Origin of the sequence: Oleiharenicola lentus (assembly GCF_051660365.1) — a bacterium.
Classification (GTDB): Bacteria; Verrucomicrobiota; Verrucomicrobiia; order Opitutales; family Opitutaceae; genus Lacunisphaera; species Lacunisphaera lenta_A.
In genome coordinates, this window is sequence record NZ_JBOZXB010000001.1 from 3,603,555 (window position 1) to 3,625,820 (window position 22,266).

The window sequence follows — 22,266 nt, forward strand, 5'->3', positions numbered from 1 at the left end:
GGTTCCAGTTTTCAATCTTACCCCAATGAAATTGTTTTCCCATCTCACGATGATGCCACGGCGGAAGTTGATCGGACTTTCGCTTCTCCTCGGTTTTACCTCTATGATGCACGGCAATCCGACCTCTGAAAAAAGCGACTTCCAGCAAGCGCTCGGGATTCAACTGTGGAGCCTGCGCGAACAGGCAAAACTTAATCCGGTGGCCGCGCTGGATCTCGCGCGCGATTACCATTTCGCCCTCGTGGAAACTGCCGGCACCGGGAGCATGACGACGGTGGCGTATGCGGAGGCACTGAAGCAGCGCGGATTAAAAGCCGTGGCAGCGCACATGCCCTACGAGCGACTGAAAGCCGACCTTGCGGCGGTGATTTCCGAGGCCAAGACTCTCGGCGCAACTTATGTGGTGATTCCGTGGCTGCCGAATGAGGAAGGCATTTTCGATGCAGAGGCCATCGCGAAAGAATTTGATACGTGGGGCGCGCAGTTGCGCGCGGCGGGGTTGAAATTCGGTTACCATCCGCACGGCTACGAGTTTCGGCCAATGGAAGGCGGCGGCACGCGTTTCGATATTCTCATCGCGAAGACGAAACCGGAAAATGTGTGCTTGGAGATGGATGTTTTTTGGGTGGCGCACGCGGGGATCGATCCGGTTGCGTTGTTGAAAAAATTTCCCGACCGCTGGCGATTGCTTCACGTCAAAGACATGCGTCGCGGCGTGGTAACGGGCATTCATACGGGCCGCGCGCCGGCCACGGATAAAGTTGCGGTCGGGCAGGGGCAGTTCGATTGGCCGGCGATTTTGCGCGCGGCGGAAAAAGCGGGCGTCGAATATTATTTCCTCGAAGATGAAGGGATCGCGCCGCTCGAACATATTCCGGCTTCGCTCGTTTACCTGCGCGACTTGAAACTCTAAATTCCGCTTCTTTATGCCACGTCCTGTCACGCTTTTCACCGGCCAGTGGGCCGATCTCCCACTCGAAAAACTCGCGCCGCTCGCGAAGCAAATGGGCTACGATGGCCTCGAACTCGCGTGCTGGGGCGATCATTTCGACGTCGATGCGGCCGCTTCATCGGCAAAATATCGCCGCGAAAAATGGGAACTGCTGCGCGCGCACGGCCTGACGTGTTACGCGATTTCTAATCACCTCGTGGGCCAGGCGGTGTGCGACTTGATTGATGAACGCCACCAGGCGATTTTGCCTCCGGCGGTGTGGGGCGATGGCAAGCCGGAAGGCGTGCGTCGACGCGCCGCGAAACAACTAGTCAAGACGGCGAAGGCCGCCCGCGCGTTCTTCGACGAACAACCGGATGGATCCACCTCCAAGAACAAAGCCGCCGTCGTGAATGGGTTTACCGGCTCTTCAATCTGGCATTCGATCTACGCGTTCCCGCCGACGAGCGCGGAATACTGGGCGAAAGGCTTCGAGGATTTCGGCAAACGCTTCGGCCCAATTCTCGAAGAGTTTGAAAAATCGAATGTGAACTTCGCGCTCGAAGTGCATCCGACGGAAATCGCTTTCGACATCGCTTCGGGGCAGCAAGCACTCGCCGCGGTGAAGAATCACAAACGCTTCGGATTTAATTACGATCCGTCGCACCTCGGTTACCAAGGCGTCGATTACGTGAAGTTTATCCGCACGTTCGGGGACCGCATTTTTCACTCGCACATCAAGGACGTGTGGTGGGGCCACGGCGACGGTTCGGTCGGTGTTTTCGGCGGCCACACGGGGTTCGGCGACGCGCGTCGTTACTGGGATTTCCGTTCGCCCGGTCGCGGCGACATTAAATTCGAAGATGTCATCGTGGCCCTCAACGACGTCGGCTACACCGGGCCGCTCTCCGTGGAGTGGGAAGATATTCGCATGGATCGCGTGCACGGCGGCACGGAAGCCGCGGCCTTTGTGCGCACCCTTGATTTCGCGCGCAGCACGATCGCGTTCGACGCAGCTTTCGATAAAAAGAACCAATGAATCGTAAACTTCGTTTCGGCATGATCGGCGGCGGGCGCGGCGCTTTTATCGGCGGCGTGCATCGCATCGCGGCGCAACTCGACAATCAGGCGGAACTCGTCGCGGGCGCTTTCTCGAGCGACGCGGAGCGTTCGCGCGTTTCCGGCGAGGATTTCTTTCTCGATCCGAAACGGGTTTACGCGAGCTACGAAGAAATGGCGCGCGTCGAGGCGGCGATGCCGGCGGATCGCCGATTGGATTTCGTCGTGATCGTCACGCCGAATCACCAGCACTTTGGACCGGCGAAACTGTTTCTCGAATCAGGATTCAACGTCGTGTGCGACAAGCCGGTGACGTTCGATCTCGCGCAGGCGAAGCAGCTACAGGCCATCGTGCGCAAATCGAAAAAGGTGTTCATGCTGACGCACACCTACACCGGCAACGCGATGGTGAAACAGGCGCGCGCTCTCGTGGCCGCGGGCAAGCTCGGCAAGATTCGCAAAGTGGTCGTCGAGTATCCGCAAGGCTGGCTCGCGACGCGACTGGAGGCTTCCGATCAAAAACAAGCGGCGTGGCGCACCGATCCGAAACGCAGCGGCGCGGCCGGCGCGATCGGTGATATCGGCACGCATGCGGCGAATCTCGCGGCTTACGTGACGGGGTTGAAAATTTCCGAACTGTGCGCCGATCTGACGGCCTTCGTGCCGGGAAGAAAACTCGACGATGACGGCGCGATTTTGCTGCGCTTCCACGGCGGCGCGAAAGGCATTTTGCACGCCTCGCAAATTTGCGTCGGTGAGGAAAATAATCTTTCGTTGCGCGTGTATGGCGAAAAGGCCGGGCTCGAATGGAAGCAGGAACACCCGAATGAACTCGTCGTGAAATATCCTGACAAACCCGCCGAGACGTGGCGGCGCGGCAATAGTTATGTCGGCGACGAAGCGAAGGGCGCGACCCGTATTCCGGGCGGACATCCGGAGGGCTACTTTGAAGCGTTCGCAAATATTTATCGTGAAGCGTTCCGCGCGATCGCCGCGGAAGTCGCGGGAAAGAAGGCGCCGGCAAATCTGGATTTCCCCACGATCGACGACGGGGTCGAAGGCATGCAGTTTATCGAGGCGACAGTGCTAAGCTCGAAGCGCGGCGCGCGTTGGGTGAAATTTCCCGCCGTAACTTAAGCGGTTTAAATTTTATCTGCCGGATTTGCTCGCGTGCGCACGGCGCGGAAGCGCGGGGCGGAGGCACGCCGTTGTGAAGATGGATCTGCGAGTTTTTGAACTGACGCCGCTCCTCCGCCGATGGGCGGTGGCTTAACCTGCATCCAATTGGGCTCGATTACGCGCGTAGCGGTTGCGCATGTGTGCTGAGCGATGAGTTGCGACGCTGATAAAAAGAGAAATTAAGGCCAATTTTTGGCACTCACCTTCGCCTGAGTGGATATCGGGGATTTCCCCGACGCTTTAAGACGAATATGCTTTCACGTTGAACTATCACCGATGGATGCAACGTTACTCCGTCCCGTGGTAGCAACTTGTGAACAATTATCTAAGCGATTTACCGTCTGTGTTCTTGACTGAAAGGGGTGAAATGGGGAGAAATGGTGCACTTTGGAGGAAGTGCGCCAAAGTTCTTCCTAATGTCATCCACTGGCACCACCGTCTATACCGGCCGTTTTGAGCACACGCTCGACGACAAGAATCGTCTCACGATTCCGTCTGCGTGGCGCTGGACGCATGCGGACACGGAGACGTTTTTGGCCATGCCGCATCCCGATGGTTACATCGCGATTTTGCCGCCGGCACGCGTGGCGAAGATGATGGTGCAGGTTTCGGAGATGAAGATTTCCGACCGTGAAGCGCAGGCGGTGAAAATGCGCATCTTCGGAAACGCGCTTTCGTTCACCTTCGACAAGCAGGGCCGCTTTAGCGTGAACGCTGATCTGCTGCGTCATGCCGGCATCGAGGTGAAGGACGTTATCCTGAACGGCATGGGCGACACTTTTAACATCATGAGCTCCGCGCGCTGGACAGCGCTCTACGGTGCCACCGACGGCGAACACTTCGGCGACATGATGCGCCGCATCGGACTCTAAAAAATGAAGACCCTCACCACGCTCATCCGTCCGCAACCTTTGCCGAAGCTTTCGCCGATCTTCACGGCGAACCGGCGTTCACTCCTGCGTCAGCCGATGACCGTCGGCTTGCCTTGGAAGAAACTCAATGGCCGCGCGCGCGCTTGAGCTTCCGATCCTAGCGATGACTCCTGGGCATCAACCCGTCATGTTGCATGAGGTGCTCGAATACCTCGCGCCGCAACCGGGCCAACGCCTGCTTGACTGCACTTTCGGCGGAGGAGGGCATACCCGCGCGATTCTCGAAACTGGCGCGCATGTCACCTCGCTCGACCGCGATCCCGCCGCGCAACCGCGCACGGAAAAACTCCGAGCTGAATTTCCAGGCACGTTTCGCTTCGTCGACCTGAACTTCGGCGATCTCGCCACGCTGCCCGACGCAGGGTTCAACGGCATCCTGTTCGATCTCGGGCTTTCCTCATTTCAACTCGATCAAGCCGACCGCGGTTTTGCGTTTCGCCTCGATGGCGAGGCTGACATGCGCATGGACACGCGCGAAGGCCAGCCCGCGAGTCGCTGGCTCGAATTCGCGAGTCACGAAGCCCTCGTGCGCGCGGTGCGTGATTTAGGCGAAGAACAAAACTGGCGCCGCGTCGTTTCCGCGATTGAGTCCGCTCGCGGCACCGGCCGTCTCACGCGCACGTCTTCACTCGCAGAATTAATTGCCGACGCGATTCCCGCCGCGGTGAAACGCGAGAGCCGCATCCATCCCGCGACGCGCGCCTTTCAAGGCATCCGCATCGCGGTGAACGACGAGATCGGCGCCATCGAGCGCGCGATGCCGGCGGCGTTTGAAAAACTCGCCTCCGGTGGCGTGCTCGCGGTGATCAGTTTCCATTCGTTGGAAGATCGCCCGGTGAAACAATTTTTCCGCAAGGCCTGTGGCCAGCCGGTCGATGCCAACGATTCCACGCCGCAACAGCTGCGTGAGAAGCACGCGAACTCACTTACTCGCAAACCGCTCACACCCTCCGAGGCCGAGCTCGCCGCCAATCCCCGCAGCCGTTCCGCGAAGCTTCGCGTGCTGCGCAAACTCTGATCCGCTGCCCATGAAACCACCGCCTTCACACTCGCTTGTTAACCAAGTTGTCATCCTGACGCTCGTGCTGCTTGTCTGCGGCGGCACGTTGGGACTCGGCGCGGTCTGGGCCCGCCAAGGGATTTCTCAATCCGCGAATCGTAGTCGCTCACTCGAAGTGAAAATCGCCGACGTCGAGCGCCGCATCGACGAAGTGAACGCCGAAGTCGCTCAGGCCATCGATGCGACGGCTCTCCGCAAACAGAATGAAGTGATGAAACTTGCGTTGGTTTCGCCGCGCGAAATCCAAGTCCAGCGCGTAGATCAATCGCCGACTCTGTATCTGGCGCGCAAACGAAATCAGGAAATTTTCAACATCGCGTCCAGCCCGCGCCTCGATGTGCGCGGCACGACCCCGGTTGCCACGGCGCCGGCTGATTCCACCCGCATCGTTTTCGCTTCGCTGCGCTAAGGACTGACTCATGTCGCAAGGATTCGCCTCAAACTTTCGGATGCACCTGCTGAGCGCGCTCGTCGTAGCGTGCTTTGCGGTCGTGGCGGTCCGTTTGGTTTTTGTGCAAGTCATCGATCGTGACGTGCGGATCAAAGATATGGAGCGTGCGCGCCAGTCGATCACGGTCGAGCACGCGCGTCGCGGCACGATTCTCGATCGCAACGGCAACCTGCTCGCGACCAGCAAATCCGAAATCACCATCGCGCTCGATCCGTGGCAATTGGTGGAATACCTCGACCAGGATACGAAACGCCCCGTGCGCCGCGCATTTCGCGCGAAACAGCAGCAGGACGCGCGCGCGGTTTTCGCACAAATCCTCGGCATGTCGCAGGCGGAGATCGATGCCGCCTTCGAGCCGAAGATGAAGGCGATCGACATCGCCAAAGATACGCGTGACGGCGTGAAAGATGGTTTCGTGCGCGATCGTTGGGTGAAAATCCGCGAGGGCATCGACGAAGATACGCTCGCCAAACTTCAGGCGATCAAAATTCCCAATCCAAAAAAGAAATCCGGTTTCGAGGACGTGACGCTGCAAGGCATGACCTTTGATCGCATTTACCGCCGCGTTTATCCGAGCAACGGCCTCGCTGCTCAAATCGTCGGTTACCTTAATAAAGAAGGCACCCCAGTCACCGGCGCCGAAAATCACTTCGACCTTTATCTTCAAGGCCAGGACGGCTGGATCGAATCCGAAAAAGACGGCGCCCGCCGCGAGATGGCGCAATTCCGCTCGCGCGAAGTCGAGGCCCACGACGGCAACGATGTCGTGCTGACGATCGATTCAGTGGTGCAACACATCGTCGAAGACGAACTCAAGACCATCGCCGCCAGCTTCTCGCCGAAATTCGCTTCTATTATAGTGAGCGATCCCAAGACCGGCGCGATTCTCGGCATGGGCAGCTATCCGAGCTACGACCTGAATAATTTCAACAAGGCCACACCGGAGTCGCAGCGCAACTATGCGGTCACCGACATCGTCGAACCCGGCTCCACGTTCAAGATCGTCGCCATCGGTGCCGCGCTGAACGACGATCTCGTCACGCCTGACTCGGTGTTCAACTGCGCGGACTCCACCGTCGAATACAACGGCCGCACGATTAAGCTCCCGAAGGACGACCACGAAGGGCACATGCTCTCGGTCTCCGAAATCACTGCACAATCGAGCAATCGCGGCGCAGCGCATCTCGCGATGAAACTCGGCGATCGTCGCTTCTACGATTACGCGCGCGCCTTCGGTTTCGGCCAGCGCACGGAGTTCGCGCTCGGCGGCGAAGTGCGCGGCATCCTTGACGATCCGAAACGTTGGGACGGCCTCACCATTTCCCGCATGCCGATGGGCCACGCCGTTGCCGCGACTCCGCTGCAAATCCACATGGCCTTCGCGACAATCGCCAACGGCGGCGCGCGTCTTCGTCCGCAAATCATCAAGGAAATCCGCGAACCCAACGGGAAAATCATCCGCTCATTCGGGCCGGAAAAAGTGGTGCAAGTTATCCGCCCGAGCACCGCCGCCACTGTCGCGCAACTGCTCACTGGCGTCGTCACGCACGGCACGGGCAAGGATTTCGACATCGAAGGCTTCGAAGTCGCCGCCAAGACGGGCACGACGCAAAAAATTATCGACGGTCGTTATTCGACGACGCGTCACGTTGGTTCCTTCGTCGGCTTTTTTCCGGCGAGTCGTCCCGAGGTCGTGATCAGCGTGATCGTCGACGACGGTAAAGTCACCAAGGGCAACGCTTACGGTCGCGCGGTCGCGGCGCCGTCGTTCAAACGCATCGGCGAACAACTCATTCAATACATGGACATCAAGCCTGTGAAGCAGGCTCCGTTTAAATTTTTGGCGATGAAGGGAGACGAGCAATGATCGGTTATCTTACCCCCAACTATCCGTTGATCGCGGCGTTTCGTGCGCTGCCGACGGAACGCACGCGCACGACGCGGCGCACGCTTTCGCCCATCATGAAAATGGCGCCGAAGCTCGATGACTTTTTCCACGACGGCGAAATCGTCGCGAGCAAAGGGGATCTCGAGCGTCCGATTTCCGGGCTGGCGATGGACAGCCGTCGCGTGATGGCGGGAAATATTTTCTTCGCACTCCCAGGACGCCGCGCCGACGGGCATTCCTACATCGACGAAGCCATCAGCCGTGGCGCTGTCGCGATTGTTGCTGAAAAAATTCCCGCCGGCACCGCCACGCGCGTGACTTATATCCAAGTTGCTAACACCCGCCGAGCGCTCGCTAAAGTGTCGCAGCGTTTCTTTGGCTTTCCCGACAAGTCGCTCGATCTGGTCGGCGTCACCGGCACGAATGGCAAGACCACGGTGGCGAGTCTGGTGAAACACCTGCTTTCCACTCAGACGCAGCGCGTCGGTTTGATCGGCACCATCAACTACGATCTCGGTAACCGCGTGGTGCCGTCGTATCGTTCCACGCCGGAAGCGCTCGATCTTTACGGCATGCTCGCGCAGATGCGCGATGCGGGCTGTCGCCAGGCCGCAGTGGAAATCAGCTCGCACGGCATCGATCAGGATCGCGTGCTCGGTCTGCAATTGGGCGTCGCGGTGTTCACGAATCTCACGCGCGACCATCTCGATTGTCACCAGACGTTCGACGCGTATTTCGATGTGAAGGCGCGTTTGTTCAATGGCGCCAACGGGCACGCGCCGCGCGCAGCGGCGATCAACATCGACGATGCTTGCGGTGCGAAACTCGCTGCCGAGACGCCGGCCGGCATCAAAGTCGTGACGTTTGGTGAATCGCCTGCCGCCAACGTGCGCGCCGAGAACGTGCGTCTCAATTTCACGAACACGCAGCTGCGTCTCGTGTGGCCGGAAGGCGCGCTCGAAATTGAAAGCCCGTTCATCGGTCGCTACAATGTGAGCAACTTGTTGGCCGCCTTCGCGGCGTGTTATGCGCTCGGTCGCGATCCATTGGTGATCGCGGCGCGTTTGAAAAGTTTTGCCGGAGTCGCCGGTCGCATGGAGCGCATCGACGAAGGCCAGGGTTACAATGTGCTGGTCGACTACGCGCACACCGACGACGCGTTGCGCAATGCGCTCGGCATGGTGCGCGCGGTGACGCCGGGGCGGTTGTTCGTGGTGTTTGGCTGCGGCGGCAATCGCGACCGCGCGAAGCGTTCGCTCATGACGGGCGTAGTGCAGGAGTTTGCCGATCACGCGTGGGCGACGGCGGACAATCCGCGCTCGGAAGCGGTGACGCAAATTTTCGAAGACATGAAAACCGGCGTGAGTCAGCCGGCGAAGATCACTTTTGCCGAAGATCGTCGTCGCGCGATCAGCCTCGCCCTCGCCGAAGCGCGCGAAGGCGATTGCGTGGTCATCACGGGCAAGGGCCACGAGACTTATCAAGAATTTGCCGGCACGATTGTGCCGTTCGACGACCGCCAAGTGGTGCGCGAGCTGATCGCCATCAAAAACACCACGACGGTCTGAACCTCTCTCCATGCCAACCTTCACCGCAGAAAAAATGGCCGCTGGGACGGGCGGCCGTTGGAACCGCTTTCCCAGCGGCGCGGTCGCTGGCTTTACCAACGACACCCGGCAACTCGCGGCAGGGCAGGTGTTCGTTGCGCTGAAAACGGATAAGCGCGACGGCCACGATTTTCTGGCTCAAGCGCAGCAAAGCGGCGCGACGGCGGCGCTGGTGAGTCGGGAAGTTGACGACGTAAATCTGCCGCAACTCGTCGTCGGCGATACCCTCGAAGCGTTTCAACGCATCGCGCGCGACCATCGTCGCGAATTTCCCGGCACAGTCGTCGGGATCTCCGGCAGCGTCGGGAAAACGTCGACGAAAGATCTCTTGTCGGTGTTGCTCGGTGGCGCCCCCGAAGTGCTGGCGACGGCGGGGAATCTTAACAATTTCATCGGCGTGCCGCTGACGCTCACAAAGCTCGACGCCGCGACGCATCGGGCCGCTGTGGTCGAGGCTGGCATCAGTGTGCCGGGAGAGATGGTTTCGCTGGCGGCGATGATTGAACCCGATCACAGCATCATCACCCTCGTCGCGCCGGCACATTTGGAACAACTTGGCTCGCTCGGTGGCGTGGCGTTTGAGAAATCGCGATTACCGGCGGCGAATCGTGGCGGTGGTCTCGCCGTGTTTCCGGTGTCGTGCTGGCAGTTCGAGTGCTTTCGCGAACTCGCGAATCCGCTCGTGCTCGTGCCGGAGAACGAAATCGCGATGCAGCCGGCGAGCGGGCGGGCGATTAAGTTTTCCTTCGCGCAACGCGCGGAAAACTCGGAACTCACTCTGAATGGTAAACGGCGCTTCAGCCTGTCGCGACGCGTCAGCGCGGGCATGGTGCAAAACGCCGCGCTCGCGCTCGTGCTGGCGTCCGAACTCGGCGTGTCGGACGAGACGCTGCAAACGCGACTCGCCCACTGGCAGCCGTCGAAGTGGCGCGGGGAACTGCAGCGGGTGGGGGACGCGCTCGTGTATTGCGATTTCTACAATGCGAATCCTGCGTCCATGATGGATGCGATCGCGGCTTTCACGGCCTCCGTAAAAGAGGAACTGCCGCGCCTCTACATCCTCGGTTCGATGGAAGAACTCGGCGCTGATTCGGCCGCGTTTCACCGTCAGGTGGGACGTTCGCTGCATTTGCGGAGCGGCGATTTTATTTTTCTCATTGGCAGCCAGGCCGAGGCGTTGCGCGTCGGTGTGCTCGAGAATGGAAATGATTTTTCGCAGATCGCGGTGCTCAATGATTTGCAGCCCGCACGTGACCGCCTCGCGCATTTTAAAGGCGCGGTCTTCGTGAAAGGCAGCCGCCGTTACCAGCTTGAAACCGTGCTCGATCCGCACGCTGTCGCCCATGCTTAGTTATCTCTCAGAATACGCCCACGTTTTCGGACCGTTCCGGTTGCTCCAATACATCTCCGTGCGCACGGTCGGTGCGGCGGTGACGGCGTTGATCGTGGGCTTCATCATCGCGCCCCGCCTCATCCTTTGGTTTAAGAAAATGAAGTTTGGCCACGGCTACATCGACGAACGCACGGGCGCGCTCGGTGCGACTTACTTCGATAAAAAGCACACGCCGACGATGGGCGGGTTGATCATTTTTTTGTCGGTGTTCATCAGCGCATTGCTTTGGGCAACGCCGAATGTCTGGGTGTTGGTCGCGTTGTTTGTTTATGCGGCGCTCACGATTCCGGGCTTTCGCGACGATTACCTGAAGGTCGTTCACAAAAACAAGGACGGGATCAATTCGTGGGAAAAAATCGCGTGGCAGTCGCTCGCGACAGTCGTGGCGCTCGCGATTCTGCTCTGGCATCCGACGAGTTCGCATAAAATCCACGAGTTGTGGGTGCCGTTTTTGAAGACGGCCGTGATTCCGCACATGCACTGGTCGCTGCTGCTGATTTTAATTTATCTATGGATCGTCGGCTTTAGCAACGCGATCAACCTGACCGATGGACTCGATGGCCTCGCCGTGGGCTGCACGATCACGGTGGCACTGGTGCTCGGCATCATGGCGTATATCGCGGGCAACAGCATTTACTCGCAATACCTCCTCATCAGTTACGTGCCCGGCACGGGCGAACTCACGGTGATTTGCGGCGCGCTCATCGGGGCGTGCATGGCGTTTCTTTGGTATAACTCGCACCCGGCGGAAGTGTTCATGGGTGACACCGGTTCGCTCGCGCTCGGTGGCTTGATTGGCGTGATGGCCTTCATGATTCACCAGCCATTCACCTTGGTAATCGTCGGCGGCGTGTTCGTGATGGAGCTGCTGTCCGTCGTGTTTCAAGTGAGCTGGTTTAAGTTCACCAAGCGTCGCACCGGAGTGGGCAAGCGCCTCTTCCTGATGTCGCCAATTCATCACCATTTCCAAAAGAAGGGCTGGCCGGAAACCAAGGTCGTCCTGCGCTTTTGGGTGCTCTCCCTCGGCTTTGCCCTGCTGGGCCTCGCCACGCTGAAACTGCGCTAAAAATCAAAAATATGAATCTGGAACTCAGGAAATCAGGAACGAACCCGGTGCTGTGGCATTTCTTCCTGATTTCCTGAGTTCCAGATAACAAAAAATTTCCCATGCCGATCGATTACAACTTCGAAGCCAGCCCGAGTTTTCGTGATGTCACGCGCACGAGTTTGCTGCTGTTGCGCCAACCCATCGTTCGTTCCCTTTCCAAGCTGCGCCGCCTTCGCTCGGGTCAACCCGTCATCGAAGGCCCCGTGGTGCGCACCGCCAAAATTTTCGCAGGAGTTCGCTGACAGGTTCTTTATACATCCAATCCTTAACCGGAACCTTACCTATCTTTGCTGTCAGCGAACACCTGCTCTTCTTTTTCAAAAGCTTCGAAATTCCAGTCCATTTGCCCGCCGCAAAAACAGCTGTGCAAAACCTGTGAATAAGTCCGATTTTTAGATAGCTAATCAACCAACCGCCTACTCATATTCCCGTCATGAAAATCCTTCAGATCTTCGGAGCCGTGGTCGCCGTCCACGTGCTCGCGTTTATCTTCATTTTTGCGAGCCCCGGCTGCCAGTCCGGCCCTCGTAACGTGCCCACGCCCGACGCCACCTCGCCTTCGCAAGACGTCGCTCCTGTTTCCTTTAACACGCCCACGCCCGTCGACCTCGGCCCGCCCGCTTCGACCACCACTTCGGGTTACGCGGCTCCGACCCGTCCGGGTTCGCCTAACGCCGCCGCCGTCACTCCGGCAAAGCCTGCGCCGGAAGTCGCCCCGATCACCACCTACACCGTCACGCGTGGCGACAGCCTCTGGAGCATCGCGAAGAAAAATAACATGAGCGTGTCCGAACTCGCGCGCATGAACAACCTCACCACGAACTCGACGCTGCAACCCGGCAAGAAACTCGTGGTTCCCGGCAAAGCTGCCGCGGTTGCGTCGCCGCAAGACCTTACGACCACGACCGCCAGCACGACTCCCGCTGAGAAATCGCTGTCCGCTGAAAAGTCCGCGACGAAAGGCGAACTTATCAAGCACACGGTATTGCCCGGCGAAGTCCTCGGCGTGATCGCCCGGAAATATGGCGTGACCGTCGGCGCGCTCGTCGCGGAAAATAATATTACGAATCCAGCCAACGTTCGCGCTGGCCAGACGCTCAACATTCCCGGCGGTCGTCGTGCCAACGGCACGTCGAAACCCGCGACCGCCACGGCGGCGAACGGTGCGGCCACGGCCACTCCGACTGGCGATACCTCGACGCCGCCCGCCGAAACTCCGCCGGCTGCGTCGAACGTGCAACGCTTTGAACTCGCGCCACCGCCGCCCGGTCAGGACTTGGACGCCGGCTTGAAAAATACCACCACGGAAGAAGTGCCGACGCTTAAGCTCGAACTTCCCTCCGTCGAGCAACCGCCGAAGAAATAATTCGCCACTGCCATGGTGAGTTCGACGAGCGCCGCGGTCCCCCGCCGACACCTCACGATCACGCCCGCGAGCGTCATCGTGGTTTGCGTGGCGGCGTTGATCTCGATCGGGCTGGTCGTGTTGTTCAGCGCGAGCTCGCCCATCAAGGGCGGGCCTTACGCGTATTTGTATAAGCAGTTTATTTTCCTCGGCATGGCGATCGGGCTGGGGTGGCTCGCGGCGCGCGTCGATCTCGAGCAGTTGCGCAAATTCGCGTGGCCGATCATGGGCCTCGCGCTCTTCGCACTGCTGCTGACGTTGCTCGTCGGCATCTCGGTCAACGGCAGTCGGCGCTGGCTCGGCTATGGTTCGTTTCGTCTGCAAACCTCCGAGTTTGCGAAAATCGCGATGGTCTTCGCGCTCGCACACTACCTCGCGATCAACCAAAGCCGCCTGCACGATTTCGTGAAAGGGTTTCTCTATCCGTGTCTGCTGATCGGTTCGTTCGCGATTCTCATCATCCTTGAAAGCGACTACGGCGCTACCGCGCTGCTCGGATCCGTGGGCTTGATTCTGCTTTTCCTCGCCGGTGCCCGGTTGAAATTTTTGCTCCCGTGCGTTCTCGGCACCGTCGCGGCGTTCGCCGTGATGGTGGCGTTGAATCCTGTGCGCATGACGCGCGTGCTCTCGTTCCTCAGCCCGGAAGAGCACAAACAAGATGCCGGCTACCAACCGTATCAGGCGCTCGTTGCGCTGGCTTCGGGCGGCGTCGATGGCGTGGGGCTCGGCAACGGTCGCCAGCAAAACGCGTTTTTGCCGGAAGCGCACACCGATTATATCTTCGCGATTCTCGGAGAAGAAATGGGCCTGATCTTCACGCTGACGGTCGTGATTTTGTTCGGCACGATTTTCGTCGCGGGACTCATGCACGTGCGACGCGCCCCGAATCTGTTTCAATTTCTCCTCGTGACCGGCTGCATCCTGCTCATCTCGATGCAGTCGATTGTTAATCTCGGCGTCGTGACCAGCTTGCTGCCTTCGAAAGGCATGTCGCTGCCGTTCATCAGCGCGGGTGGCTCGAATCTTTTGCTGATGGGTTTGCTCGTCGGCATCGTCATCAACTCAGCGCGCACGTGGGAACGCCCGAAGCCGCTCCTGCGCCGGCGTTCGCTCACGGAGGTGACCGCGTGAGCAAGTTCGTCATCGCCTGCGGCGGCACGGGTGGACATCTCTCGCCGGGCATCGCGCTCGCCGAGGCGCTCGTCGCGCACGGCCACACCGTCACGCTTTTCATCAGCCAGAAGAAAGTGGACACGCGTTTGGTCGAAAAATACGCGCACCTTTCCACGAAGCGCGTGCCGGGCGTGCCGTTTTCGTGGCGTCCGGACAAGCATATCAATTTCCATTTGCGGCAGACGCAGGGCTTGATTTTCAGCCTGCGTTTTCTGCGCGCGAATCGTCCCGATGCGATCATCGGTTTCGGTGGCTTCACGAATGCCGGCGTGGTGGTCGCGGGTCGTTTGCTGGGCATTCCGGTGGCGTTACACGAAGCGAATCGCGTCCCGGGCCGCGCAATCCGCGTGCTGTCGCGCCTTGCGAAACGTCTCTATCTGCCGCCCGGCGTGCGCCTGCCGAATGTGCGCGGCGTGCTGATTCGCCACACCGGTTTACCCGTGCGCACGGAAATTGTGCGGCTCCCGCGCGATGAAGCGCGCGCGCAACTCGGACTCGATGTCGGCCAGCGTTTGCTCGTGGTGCTCGGCGGCAGCCAGGGCTCCGCGAATCTTAACGGGTGGATTGAACAAAACATCCCGGCGCTCACGGCGGAGGGCGTGCAGATTTATTGCGTGACCGGTTTGGGCAAGGGCAGCGAAGGCGTGCGCGAGTTCCGTTCGCGCAGCGGCCAGTCCGTGAAAGTGCAGTTTGAATCCTTTTCCGATCGCGTAGGCGTGTTGATGTCGGCCGCCGATCTCGTGTTGAGCCGCGCGGGCGCGGGCACGATCGCCGAACTCGTCCGCTGCGAAGCGCCGGCCATTTTGATTCCGTATCCTTTCGCGGCCGACAATCACCAGGCGGCCAACGCGCTGAATTTTGAACAGCAAGGCGGCGGTGTTGTCGTTGCAGAGCAATCGCTGGCGACTTTGAAACAGGAAGTGCTCGATGTGATTTTCAACGACTGGCTGCTCAAGAAATTCCGGATCAACCTGCACCGCATGTCGCAGGAAAACTCGATCGAGATCATCGTGAACGATCTGCAAAATCTCGCGACTGGCACGATGCCGGCGCGTCACATGCGTCACGCGCCCGCGCCTTCCAACCATGAAAGTGCGGCCTGAGTTTTCGATCATGACCACGCGCGCGCAGCCCATCGACGAGACGCTCTGGCAGGAGTTTGTCGCGTCCGTGCGCCCGCGCCTGGCGGCAGGCACCAAATTTACCGAGCGCGAATCGCTGGCGAGCAAGACCACGATGCGCGTCGGCGGCCCCGCGCGCGTTTACGCGGAGCCGGCGAGCTCGGAGGAATTGCGGCAGTTGATCGTCGAAGCGAAGCGCCTCGCGTTGCCGGTGCTGTTGCTGGGACGGGGCTCAAATCTTGTGATTCCCGATTCGGGCGTGGATGGATTGGTGATCAATTTTGGCCACGCCAACTGGCAAAAATTTGAACCGCAGGCTGACGGTCGCGCGTGGGCGGGTGCGGGCTTGCGACTTAAAAATTTGTGCGGCCTCGCGATCAAGGCCGGCTTGAAAGGGTTCGAGTTTCTCGAAGGCATTCCCGGAAATGTCGGCGGCGCGTTGCGGATGAATGCCGGCGCGATGGGTGGCTGGATGTTCGATGTCGTCGACGAAGTCCACCTGATGACGATGGACGGCGACGTGCGTGCGCTCAAAAAATCCGAGATGCACGTCGCTTACCGGCATTGTGAAGAGCTGCACCACGCGATCGCGCTTGGCGCGTTTCTGAAACCGGCGGCGACGGTGGAATCCAGCGAGATTCGTCAGCAGATCGACACTTACCAAAAGAAGCGCGTGGAGTCCCAGCCGCGCGAGCCGAGCGCGGGCTGCATTTTTAAGAATCCGACGGGCACGTCGGCAGGCCGCGTCATCGACGAAGCCGGTTTGAAAGGCGAACGCGTGGGCGATGCGGAAGTTTCCACGGTGCATGCCAACTTCATTGTAAATCGCGGTCACGCGACGAGCGCCGACATCATCGGGCTCGTTCGGAAAATCCGCGCCCAAGTCAAAAGCGCGAAAGGCATCGACCTCGAACCCGAGGTTTTGCTCTACGGGCAGGACTGGAGGGACGTTTTGTGAGCACACCAACTATTGCAGTATTCTCAGGAGGCACTTCGCCGGAGCGCGACGTGTCACTCGGTTCGGGCAAGGCCGTCGCGTTGTCGATGGCTTATTCCTACCCCACGGAACTTTTCGTGATCGATTCCGACGCGTTGCCGCCGGGCCTCGATCCGCGCAAACACATCGTCTGCTCCACGCTGCACGGCGTCTTCGGTGAGGACGGCGGCATGCAGCGTTTGTTGGAAGGCGCGGGGATTTGCTACGCGGGCTGCGATGCAAAAGGCAGCGAACTCACGTTCGATAAATGGCGCACGCGCCAGACGGTGTCCGCGATGGGCGTGCAAGTCGCTCCCGGTAAAAATTTCCACGCGACCGCGAAACCCGCAGCGTCGGCGCTATCGAATGAGCTCGGTGATCAAGTCGTGTTGAAGCCGAACCGGCAGGGCAGCAGTGTCGGGCTGCAAATCATCACGACGCGGGCGGGTCTCGAAATCGCCATGAACGGCATCCGCCAGGGCGATTGGGTCATCGAGAAACGTATTCTTGGTCGCGAATTCACGGTCGGTGTATTGCGCGGTCGCGCGATGGGCATCGTGGAGATCGCACCGAAGTCAGGGGTGTTCGACTACACGAGCAAATACACGAAAGGCCTCACGGAGTATTTCGCGCCGGCCAAAATCTCCGAGGAACTCGCGAGCAAGATGCGCACCGCGGCCGAGGCGGCGTTCTCGGCGTGCGGTTGCCGTGACTACGCCCGTATCGATTTCATGCTTTCGGCGGACAGTGAAATTTACCTGCTCGAAATCAACACGCTGCCGGGCATGAAGGAAACCAGCCTGCTGCCCATGAGCGCGCGCTGTGTCGGGCTCGATTTTATCGCGCTGTGTCGCGAAATGGTTTCGGCGGCGGTGGAACGCTTCAACGTCGCGGAGGCGAAGCGGTGAAGTCAGCCGGGAAAATTTCCCCAGTGGAAACGGGCGGCTCGTGGCGCTCGATCCGGCAGGACGTGAAGTCGGATGCGATGTCGCGCAAAGGTCGCCGTCGTCGCCTTATCGCGTGGACGAAAGTCGCCGGGCTGTGCGCGGTGTTCGGCACGGCAGGGTGGGCGATTTACTCGGTGATTTATTCATGGGAAACGGACCGCGTCGGCCTGGCCTCGGCGGTGCACAGCGAACCATTAAAGGAAATCGCGGTGCTTACTCCCGGCGGCGTGCTCGATAAAAAGTGGGTGATCGACACCCTGCAGTTGCCGAAAAATATCAGCCTGATGGCGCTCGAACTGCCGGAGCTGCGCGAGAAATTATTGGAAAGCAAACAGGCGCAAGTCGTCGTGCTCACGCGCAGCTTTCCCGACACGCTGGTGGTGACGCTCAAGGAACGTTCGCCGGTCGCGCGGATTTTCGATGGCGGTTTCGATGCCCGTGAATGGCTCGTGGCGAAAGACGGCACGGTTTATCTCGGCGTGGGTTACTCGAAGGAATTGCTGGCCTCGCTGCCGGTGTTGGATGGCGTCACGCTTGTGAAAGACGGAGCGGGCTTCAAGCCGATCGCGGGCATGGAAGAAGTTTCGTCGCTGCTTTCCACGGCCCAGCTGCAAGCCCCGCATTTGTATCGGGAATGGCTGATCGTCTCGATGGCGCATTTCGACGACAACGAGGAGATTGCGGTTCAGGCGAAAACAATCCCGAAAATTTTGTTTAGCCGAAAACTCGATTTCTACAAACAGATCGCGCGGCTCGACTACATCATCGATCGCGTTCACACGATGCCTGACCCGGTGTTTAAGTCGGTGAATCTCACGATCGAGAATCAAGTGCCCGTTGAACTTGAGCAGACGCCCGATGAACTCGCCGGCGCCGGGCTTCCCAATTCCAAGAAGAACCTTCCACCCATTAAGCGAAAACGTGATCTCTAACAGCAGCAGAATCATCGCCGCCGTCGAAATCGGCACCGGTAAAATTGCCGTGCTCATCGGTGAGGTCGCCCGCGGGCGCAGCCTCAATATCATCGGCGTGGGCGTCGCGCCCTCGCGTGGCGTGCTCAAAGGCGAAGTCGTCGATTACAAGGCCGCCTGCGAAGCGACGCATCACGCGCTCGAAATGGCTGAAAAGCGCGCGGGCATCAAAATCGAGGAAGTGTGGATTGCGCAAACCGGCGGTCACCTGGATGGTTTCTATAACGAAGGTTCGGTCAACGTGAAGTCGGCCGACAACACGGTAACGGCGCTCGACATCGCGTCGGTGTGCGACCTCGCGAAACAAAAAGAACTCCCCGCAGGCCGGTCGCGCATTCACGAAATTCGTCGCCCGTTTCGGCTCGATGGTCGCGCGGTGCCGGATCCGGAACATCTTTCCGGTCGCCGGCTCGAAGTGGGTTATTGGATCGTCCATGGCCACGAAGGCAAAGTGAGCGACAACATCCACGTCGTGGGCGGTTATCATCTGGAAGTGCGCGAGATTGTGCTCGCGAGCCTCGCGAGCGGTTCGCTGCTCACGACGCTGGAAGAACGCACGCAGGGCGCGCTCGTCATCGATATCGGGAAAGGCGTCACGGATTACGTGCTGTATCGCGACGGTCATGTGCTGACCACCGGCACGTTGCCGGTCGCCGGCGATCACGTGACAAACGATTTGAGCCTCGGCTTGCGCGTCACGACCGCGCAGGCGGAAGTGTTGAAAATGCGCTGGTCACGCGCGACGGTGCAGACGCGCGACAAATCCGAAAAAGTCTGGCTCAACGGCGACGCGTCGTTCGGCGACCGACAGTTGGCCAAGGTCGCCATCGAAACGATTTCTGCGGCGCGCATGCTCGAACTGCTCGAAGTCGTGAAACAGAAACTCGGCCACGCGTTCGCGCCCGAACATTGCGGTGCGGGCGTCGTGCTGACGGGCGGTTCTTCGCGCATGCCGGGAATCGAAGAAGCTGCGTCGCGCGTGTTTGGCGTGCCGGCTCGTCGTGGCGAATCGCCTTCGTGGGTGAAGGAAGAACTCGCCGATCCGATGTTCAGCAGCGTGCTGGGCGTTTTCCAATTCGGCTTGCGCGGCGCTTACGAGCACGCGATGCCGCCGCGCCGCAAGACCGGCTTGCTGAGTAACCTGACAAAACTTTTTTCGACCTGAGCCATGGACAACCTGCACAGTGAACTTCCGCTCGAGGCCCTCGCGGATCGCGATGTCGGCATCAAGCTCGTCGGCGTCGGTGGCGGCGGCTCGAATGCCGTCGACCGGCTCAAGATGGAGAATCTCGACCGCTTGCAACTCGCGGTCATCAACACCGATTTCAAAGCGCTTAGCACGTCCCCCGTGCAAGACAAAGTGCTCATCGGCACTTCGCTCACGCGCGGCCTCAGCGCCGGCGGCGATCCCGAACTCGGCGCTAAAGCCGCCGAAGCCGACGCGGACAAAATTGCCGAGATCGTCAAAGGCACGGATTTGGTTTTTCTCGTCGCGGGTTTGGGCGGTGGCACCGGTTCAGGCGCTGCCCCGGTCGTGGCGGAAATCGCTTCGCAAAATGGGGCGCTTGTCGTGGCGTTTGTGACGCTTCCGTTTAGTTTCGAAGGCGGTCGTCGCCGCAAACAGGCGGAAGAGTCGCTCGCGGAATTGCGTCGCGTGTGCGACGCGGTGATCCCGTTGTCCAACGACATGCTGCTTCAGGAAGGCACGGAACAGACGAGTGTCCTCGATTCGTTCGCGCGCGCGGACGAATGGATCGGTCGCGGCGTGAAGTCGATTTGGTCGATGCTCTCGCGCACCGGGTTGATTAACGTGGATTTCACGGCAGTGCGCACGGTTTTCCAGCAGCGTGGCGGCAAAACTTTATTCGGCCTCGGCGTGGGCGAAGGCGAAAACGCGGCGATGGCGGCGTTCGAGGATTTGAAACAATGCCCGCTGCTGCACACGCCGGAATACGCGCGCAAAGCGGATCGTCTTTTAGTCAACATCACCGGCGGCGCCGACTTGAGTCTCACGAAGGTGAACGAACTCATGTCTGCGATCACGGATGAGTTCGGGCGCGAAGCGCACGTCGTGATGGGCGCGTCGATCGACGAAGGGTTACAGGGCAAAGTTGAAATTTGCGTGATGGGCGCGGCTGACATGGGTGGCCGCAATTTTGTCCGCCGCGCACCGGCTGCGACCGCGCCGCGCAAGCCCAGCGAAAAGGTTTCGGCTTCCGCCACGGCAGCGTTGCTTTCTGCAGATGCGGGGCCCGCCAAATCGGCAGTTTCCATAAGGGACGACGAACTGCTGGCCGACCCCAATAAGCCGAAGCAGGACGAGTTTGGTTTCCAACAAGAGCCCGTGGAAAACCGCGGTTCCTTCGGCAAATCCGACCGAAATCTCTTCGAAGGGCAGGATCTCGACGTGCCGACTTACCTGCGCAAAGGCATCAAGATCACCGTCTGAGTAACCTTTGACTTATCGCGCCGTTTGCGCGTTTTAGGCGTATGTTTATCGACGAGACATCCATCAAAGCACGTGCGGGCGACGGCGGGCGCGGTTGCGCCAGTTTTCGGCGTGAGAAATACGAACCGTGGGGCGGCCCCAACGGCGGCGATGGCGGCAAGGGCGGCGATGTCATCCTGCGCGGCGACGACGACCAGAACAATCTCATCGATTTCAAATTCAAGCCGCACTGGAACGGTGAACGCGGCGGTCACGGCCTCGGCAGCGATTGTAACGGTCGCGAAGGCAAACCCGCGATCCTGCGCGTGCCGCTCGGCACCGTCGCCTACAACAAAGACACTGGCGAGGTCGTCGCGGAAATTCTCGAAGACGGTCAGGAGTTTGTTTTGTGCAAAGGCGGCAAGGGCGGCTTTGGTAACACGCGTTTCAAATCATCCGTCACGCGCGCGCCGCGCAAAACTGGTCCGGGCGAACCCGGCGAGATTGCGGAGTTCAAACTCGAATTGAAGAGCATCGCGGACGTCGGCCTCGTGGGCTTTCCCAACGCCGGCAAATCCTCGCTCACGAATCTCATCACGAATGCGCGTCCTAAAACCGCGCCGTATCCGTTCACGACGTTGCATCCGCAGATTGGCGTGATCGATTACGTGGAAGAGTATGAGCGCATCGTCATGGCGGACGTGCCGGGACTCATCGCCGGTGCGAACGAAGGCAAGGGACTCGGGCACCGTTTCCTGCGCCACCTTGAGCGCTGCAAACTGCTGCTCATCCTGATCGACATGGCGGGCACCGACACGCGTGATCCGCGCGACGACTACAAGCAGCTCTTGCAGGAACTCGAACTTTACGACGAAGCGTTGCTGGACAAGCCGCGCATTGTGGTCGCGAATAAGATGGATGAGGACGCGGCCGTCGAAAACATCAAGAAATTCAAGAAGCGCTACTCAAAAGTGGATATCATCCCGATCTCCTGCTTGAGCGAGGTCGGTATTCCGAAGCTTCGGAAAGAATTGTTAAAACGCGTCCTGAAGATGCGCGCGAAGGAAAAGAAATCGTCAGCCGCGAAAGCCTGAGTCATCTCTCCGTCTCATGTCGGAACACCGGCCACTCCTTTTGCGCGCCAACCGCTTGCTGGGCTCGGCGCTGATCGAGCACAACCTGGTGAAGTTCGAAGACCTCGAGACAGCGAACGAGCGTTTGCTGGAAATCTCCGCGACGGGTGATTTGCGCCGCAGCTCGGTGCTGAGCGTGCTGGTTGATGAAAAAAAAGTGCTGCGCGAGCAGGATTTGCTTAATTGCGCGGTCGACGAGCACACGGTGGGCGTTGTGGATCTGCGCAGCTACGAAGTCCCCGAAGACGTGAAGCGCGGATTGGATATCGGCGCGTGCTGGGCGTCGTGGAGCGTGCCTTACGATAAGGATGAGGATTTTTATTTTATCGCGACCGCGTATTATTTGAGCCCCGCGGTGCGCGCGCATTGGGAAAAAAAGCTCGGCAAAAACCTCGTGTGGCAGGCGACGACGATGGAGATCATCGCGGAGTTTCTCGACCGCGTGCAGACTGAGCGTGACCAGGCGGCGAAAGACGCCCCTAAGCCTAAACCGGCGACCTGACC

At 59.6% G+C, this 22,266-nt stretch carries 22 protein-coding genes; all 22 read left to right on the plus strand.

The features are described 5' to 3' along the window. Positions 1 to 25 precede the first annotated feature (25 nt). Positions 26 to 913 (plus strand): sugar phosphate isomerase/epimerase family protein, encoded by an 888-nt coding sequence (locus tag ACRRQW_RS14075; protein ID WP_438482155.1) that lies wholly within the window; start codon positions 26 to 28, stop codon positions 911 to 913. Positions 914 to 926: 13 nt separating this feature from the next. Continuing rightward, entirely contained in the window at positions 927 to 1,970 is a 1,044-nt protein-coding gene (locus ACRRQW_RS14080) for a sugar phosphate isomerase/epimerase family protein (protein ID WP_438482156.1), read from the plus strand. After that, complete coding sequence (locus ACRRQW_RS14085) at positions 1,967 to 3,127, plus strand: Gfo/Idh/MocA family protein (RefSeq protein ID WP_438482157.1); 1,161 nt, start codon at positions 1,967 to 1,969, stop codon at positions 3,125 to 3,127. The genes ACRRQW_RS14080 and ACRRQW_RS14085 overlap by 4 nt, the downstream gene beginning before the upstream one ends. Positions 3,128 to 3,585: 458 nt before the next feature. Continuing rightward, positions 3,586 to 4,041, plus strand: coding sequence for a division/cell wall cluster transcriptional repressor MraZ (locus ACRRQW_RS14090; RefSeq protein ID WP_438482158.1), 456 nt, complete (start codon positions 3,586 to 3,588; stop codon positions 4,039 to 4,041). Positions 4,042 to 4,044: 3 nt separating this feature from the next. Then, the gene (locus ACRRQW_RS14095; protein WP_438482159.1) at positions 4,045 to 4,188 is read left to right on the plus strand and encodes a hypothetical protein; all 144 of its coding nucleotides are present in this window, start codon (positions 4,045 to 4,047) and stop codon (positions 4,186 to 4,188) included. 16 nt (positions 4,189 to 4,204) lie between these two features. Then, positions 4,205 to 5,119 (plus strand): 16S rRNA (cytosine(1402)-N(4))-methyltransferase RsmH, encoded by a 915-nt coding sequence (gene rsmH, locus ACRRQW_RS14100; protein WP_438482160.1) that lies wholly within the window; start codon positions 4,205 to 4,207, stop codon positions 5,117 to 5,119. Positions 5,120 to 5,129: 10 nt separating this feature from the next. After that, positions 5,130 to 5,570: a hypothetical protein gene (locus ACRRQW_RS14105; protein ID WP_438482162.1), complete on the plus strand. Its 441-nt coding sequence runs from the start codon at positions 5,130 to 5,132 to the stop codon at positions 5,568 to 5,570. 40 nt (positions 5,571 to 5,610) lie between these two features. Beyond that, positions 5,611 to 7,479, plus strand: coding sequence for a peptidoglycan D,D-transpeptidase FtsI family protein (locus ACRRQW_RS14110; RefSeq protein WP_438482164.1), 1,869 nt, complete (start codon positions 5,611 to 5,613; stop codon positions 7,477 to 7,479). Next, positions 7,476 to 9,068 (plus strand): UDP-N-acetylmuramoyl-L-alanyl-D-glutamate--2,6-diaminopimelate ligase, encoded by a 1,593-nt coding sequence (locus ACRRQW_RS14115; protein ID WP_438482165.1) that lies wholly within the window; start codon positions 7,476 to 7,478, stop codon positions 9,066 to 9,068. The genes ACRRQW_RS14110 and ACRRQW_RS14115 overlap by 4 nt, the downstream gene beginning before the upstream one ends. Before the next feature lie 10 nt (positions 9,069 to 9,078). Then, the gene (locus ACRRQW_RS14120; protein WP_438482166.1) at positions 9,079 to 10,458 is read left to right on the plus strand and encodes a UDP-N-acetylmuramoyl-tripeptide--D-alanyl-D-alanine ligase; all 1,380 of its coding nucleotides are present in this window, start codon (positions 9,079 to 9,081) and stop codon (positions 10,456 to 10,458) included. Continuing rightward, on the plus strand, positions 10,451 to 11,566 hold the full coding sequence (mraY, locus tag ACRRQW_RS14125; RefSeq protein WP_438482167.1) for a phospho-N-acetylmuramoyl-pentapeptide-transferase: 1,116 nt from the start codon (positions 10,451 to 10,453) through the stop codon (positions 11,564 to 11,566). The genes ACRRQW_RS14120 and mraY overlap by 8 nt, the downstream gene beginning before the upstream one ends. Positions 11,567 to 11,667: 101 nt before the next feature. After that, positions 11,668 to 11,850 (plus strand): hypothetical protein, encoded by a 183-nt coding sequence (locus tag ACRRQW_RS14130; RefSeq protein ID WP_438482168.1) that lies wholly within the window; start codon positions 11,668 to 11,670, stop codon positions 11,848 to 11,850. Positions 11,851 to 12,041: 191 nt separating this feature from the next. Beyond that, the gene (locus tag ACRRQW_RS14135) at positions 12,042 to 12,974 is read left to right on the plus strand and encodes a LysM peptidoglycan-binding domain-containing protein (protein ID WP_438482169.1); all 933 of its coding nucleotides are present in this window, start codon (positions 12,042 to 12,044) and stop codon (positions 12,972 to 12,974) included. A 12-nt stretch (positions 12,975 to 12,986) separates the two neighbouring features. Continuing rightward, positions 12,987 to 14,144, plus strand: a complete 1,158-nt coding sequence (ftsW, locus tag ACRRQW_RS14140) for a putative lipid II flippase FtsW (RefSeq protein ID WP_438482171.1) — start codon at positions 12,987 to 12,989, stop codon at positions 14,142 to 14,144. Continuing rightward, a complete protein-coding gene (locus ACRRQW_RS14145; protein WP_438482172.1) occupies positions 14,141 to 15,289 on the plus strand; it encodes a UDP-N-acetylglucosamine--N-acetylmuramyl-(pentapeptide) pyrophosphoryl-undecaprenol N-acetylglucosamine transferase in 1,149 nt (382 codons plus the stop codon). The genes ftsW and ACRRQW_RS14145 overlap by 4 nt, the downstream gene beginning before the upstream one ends. Further along, the gene (gene murB / locus ACRRQW_RS14150; RefSeq protein WP_438482173.1) at positions 15,273 to 16,265 is read left to right on the plus strand and encodes a UDP-N-acetylmuramate dehydrogenase; all 993 of its coding nucleotides are present in this window, start codon (positions 15,273 to 15,275) and stop codon (positions 16,263 to 16,265) included. Before ACRRQW_RS14145 ends, murB begins: the two co-directional genes overlap by 17 nt. Further along, on the plus strand, positions 16,262 to 17,191 hold the full coding sequence (locus ACRRQW_RS14155) for a D-alanine--D-alanine ligase family protein (protein WP_438482174.1): 930 nt from the start codon (positions 16,262 to 16,264) through the stop codon (positions 17,189 to 17,191). Before murB ends, ACRRQW_RS14155 begins: the two co-directional genes overlap by 4 nt. Continuing rightward, positions 17,188 to 18,162: a cell division protein FtsQ/DivIB gene (locus ACRRQW_RS14160; RefSeq protein ID WP_438482175.1), complete on the plus strand. Its 975-nt coding sequence runs from the start codon at positions 17,188 to 17,190 to the stop codon at positions 18,160 to 18,162. The genes ACRRQW_RS14155 and ACRRQW_RS14160 overlap by 4 nt, the downstream gene beginning before the upstream one ends. Then, positions 18,152 to 19,366: a cell division protein FtsA gene (gene ftsA, locus ACRRQW_RS14165; RefSeq protein ID WP_438482176.1), complete on the plus strand. Its 1,215-nt coding sequence runs from the start codon at positions 18,152 to 18,154 to the stop codon at positions 19,364 to 19,366. The genes ACRRQW_RS14160 and ftsA overlap by 11 nt, the downstream gene beginning before the upstream one ends. A 3-nt stretch (positions 19,367 to 19,369) precedes the next feature. Further along, a complete protein-coding gene (ftsZ, locus tag ACRRQW_RS14170; RefSeq protein ID WP_438482177.1) occupies positions 19,370 to 20,650 on the plus strand; it encodes a cell division protein FtsZ in 1,281 nt (426 codons plus the stop codon). A 41-nt stretch (positions 20,651 to 20,691) separates the two neighbouring features. Beyond that, positions 20,692 to 21,723 (plus strand): GTPase ObgE, encoded by a 1,032-nt coding sequence (gene obgE / locus ACRRQW_RS14175; RefSeq protein ID WP_438482178.1) that lies wholly within the window; start codon positions 20,692 to 20,694, stop codon positions 21,721 to 21,723. Positions 21,724 to 21,739: 16 nt separating this feature from the next. Next, positions 21,740 to 22,264 (plus strand): hypothetical protein, encoded by a 525-nt coding sequence (locus tag ACRRQW_RS14180; protein ID WP_438482179.1) that lies wholly within the window; start codon positions 21,740 to 21,742, stop codon positions 22,262 to 22,264. The last annotated feature ends 2 nt before the right edge of the window (positions 22,265 to 22,266 follow it).

Excerpts from the sequence above, each read along its gene's own strand:
- ACRRQW_RS14110 (WP_438482164.1), top strand. The coding sequence starts at position 5,611 with ATGCACCTGCTGAGCGCGCTCGTCGTAGCGTGCTTTGCGGTCGTGGCG.
- ACRRQW_RS14135 (WP_438482169.1), top strand. The coding sequence starts at position 12,042 with ATGAAAATCCTTCAGATCTTCGGAGCCGTGGTCGCCGTCCACGTGCTC.
- ftsZ (WP_438482177.1), top strand. The coding sequence starts at position 19,370 with ATGGACAACCTGCACAGTGAACTTCCGCTCGAGGCCCTCGCGGATCGC.
- ftsW (WP_438482171.1), top strand. The coding sequence starts at position 12,987 with ATGGTGAGTTCGACGAGCGCCGCGGTCCCCCGCCGACACCTCACGATC.
- ACRRQW_RS14115 (WP_438482165.1), top strand. The coding sequence starts at position 7,476 with ATGATCGGTTATCTTACCCCCAACTATCCGTTGATCGCGGCGTTTCGT.
- ACRRQW_RS14080 (WP_438482156.1), top strand. The coding sequence starts at position 927 with ATGCCACGTCCTGTCACGCTTTTCACCGGCCAGTGGGCCGATCTCCCA.
- ACRRQW_RS14075 (WP_438482155.1), top strand. The coding sequence starts at position 26 with ATGAAATTGTTTTCCCATCTCACGATGATGCCACGGCGGAAGTTGATC.
- ACRRQW_RS14095 (WP_438482159.1), top strand. The coding sequence starts at position 4,045 with ATGAAGACCCTCACCACGCTCATCCGTCCGCAACCTTTGCCGAAGCTT.
- ACRRQW_RS14105 (WP_438482162.1), top strand. The coding sequence starts at position 5,130 with ATGAAACCACCGCCTTCACACTCGCTTGTTAACCAAGTTGTCATCCTG.
- ACRRQW_RS14090 (WP_438482158.1), top strand. The coding sequence starts at position 3,586 with ATGTCATCCACTGGCACCACCGTCTATACCGGCCGTTTTGAGCACACG.
- ACRRQW_RS14130 (WP_438482168.1), top strand. The coding sequence starts at position 11,668 with ATGCCGATCGATTACAACTTCGAAGCCAGCCCGAGTTTTCGTGATGTC.
- ACRRQW_RS14085 (WP_438482157.1), top strand. The coding sequence starts at position 1,967 with ATGAATCGTAAACTTCGTTTCGGCATGATCGGCGGCGGGCGCGGCGCT.
- mraY (WP_438482167.1), top strand. The coding sequence starts at position 10,451 with ATGCTTAGTTATCTCTCAGAATACGCCCACGTTTTCGGACCGTTCCGG.
- ACRRQW_RS14180 (WP_438482179.1), top strand. The coding sequence starts at position 21,740 with ATGTCGGAACACCGGCCACTCCTTTTGCGCGCCAACCGCTTGCTGGGC.
- rsmH (WP_438482160.1), top strand. The coding sequence starts at position 4,205 with ATGACTCCTGGGCATCAACCCGTCATGTTGCATGAGGTGCTCGAATAC.
- ACRRQW_RS14120 (WP_438482166.1), top strand. The coding sequence starts at position 9,079 with ATGCCAACCTTCACCGCAGAAAAAATGGCCGCTGGGACGGGCGGCCGT.
- obgE (WP_438482178.1), top strand. The coding sequence starts at position 20,692 with ATGTTTATCGACGAGACATCCATCAAAGCACGTGCGGGCGACGGCGGG.
- murB (WP_438482173.1), top strand. The coding sequence starts at position 15,273 with ATGAAAGTGCGGCCTGAGTTTTCGATCATGACCACGCGCGCGCAGCCC.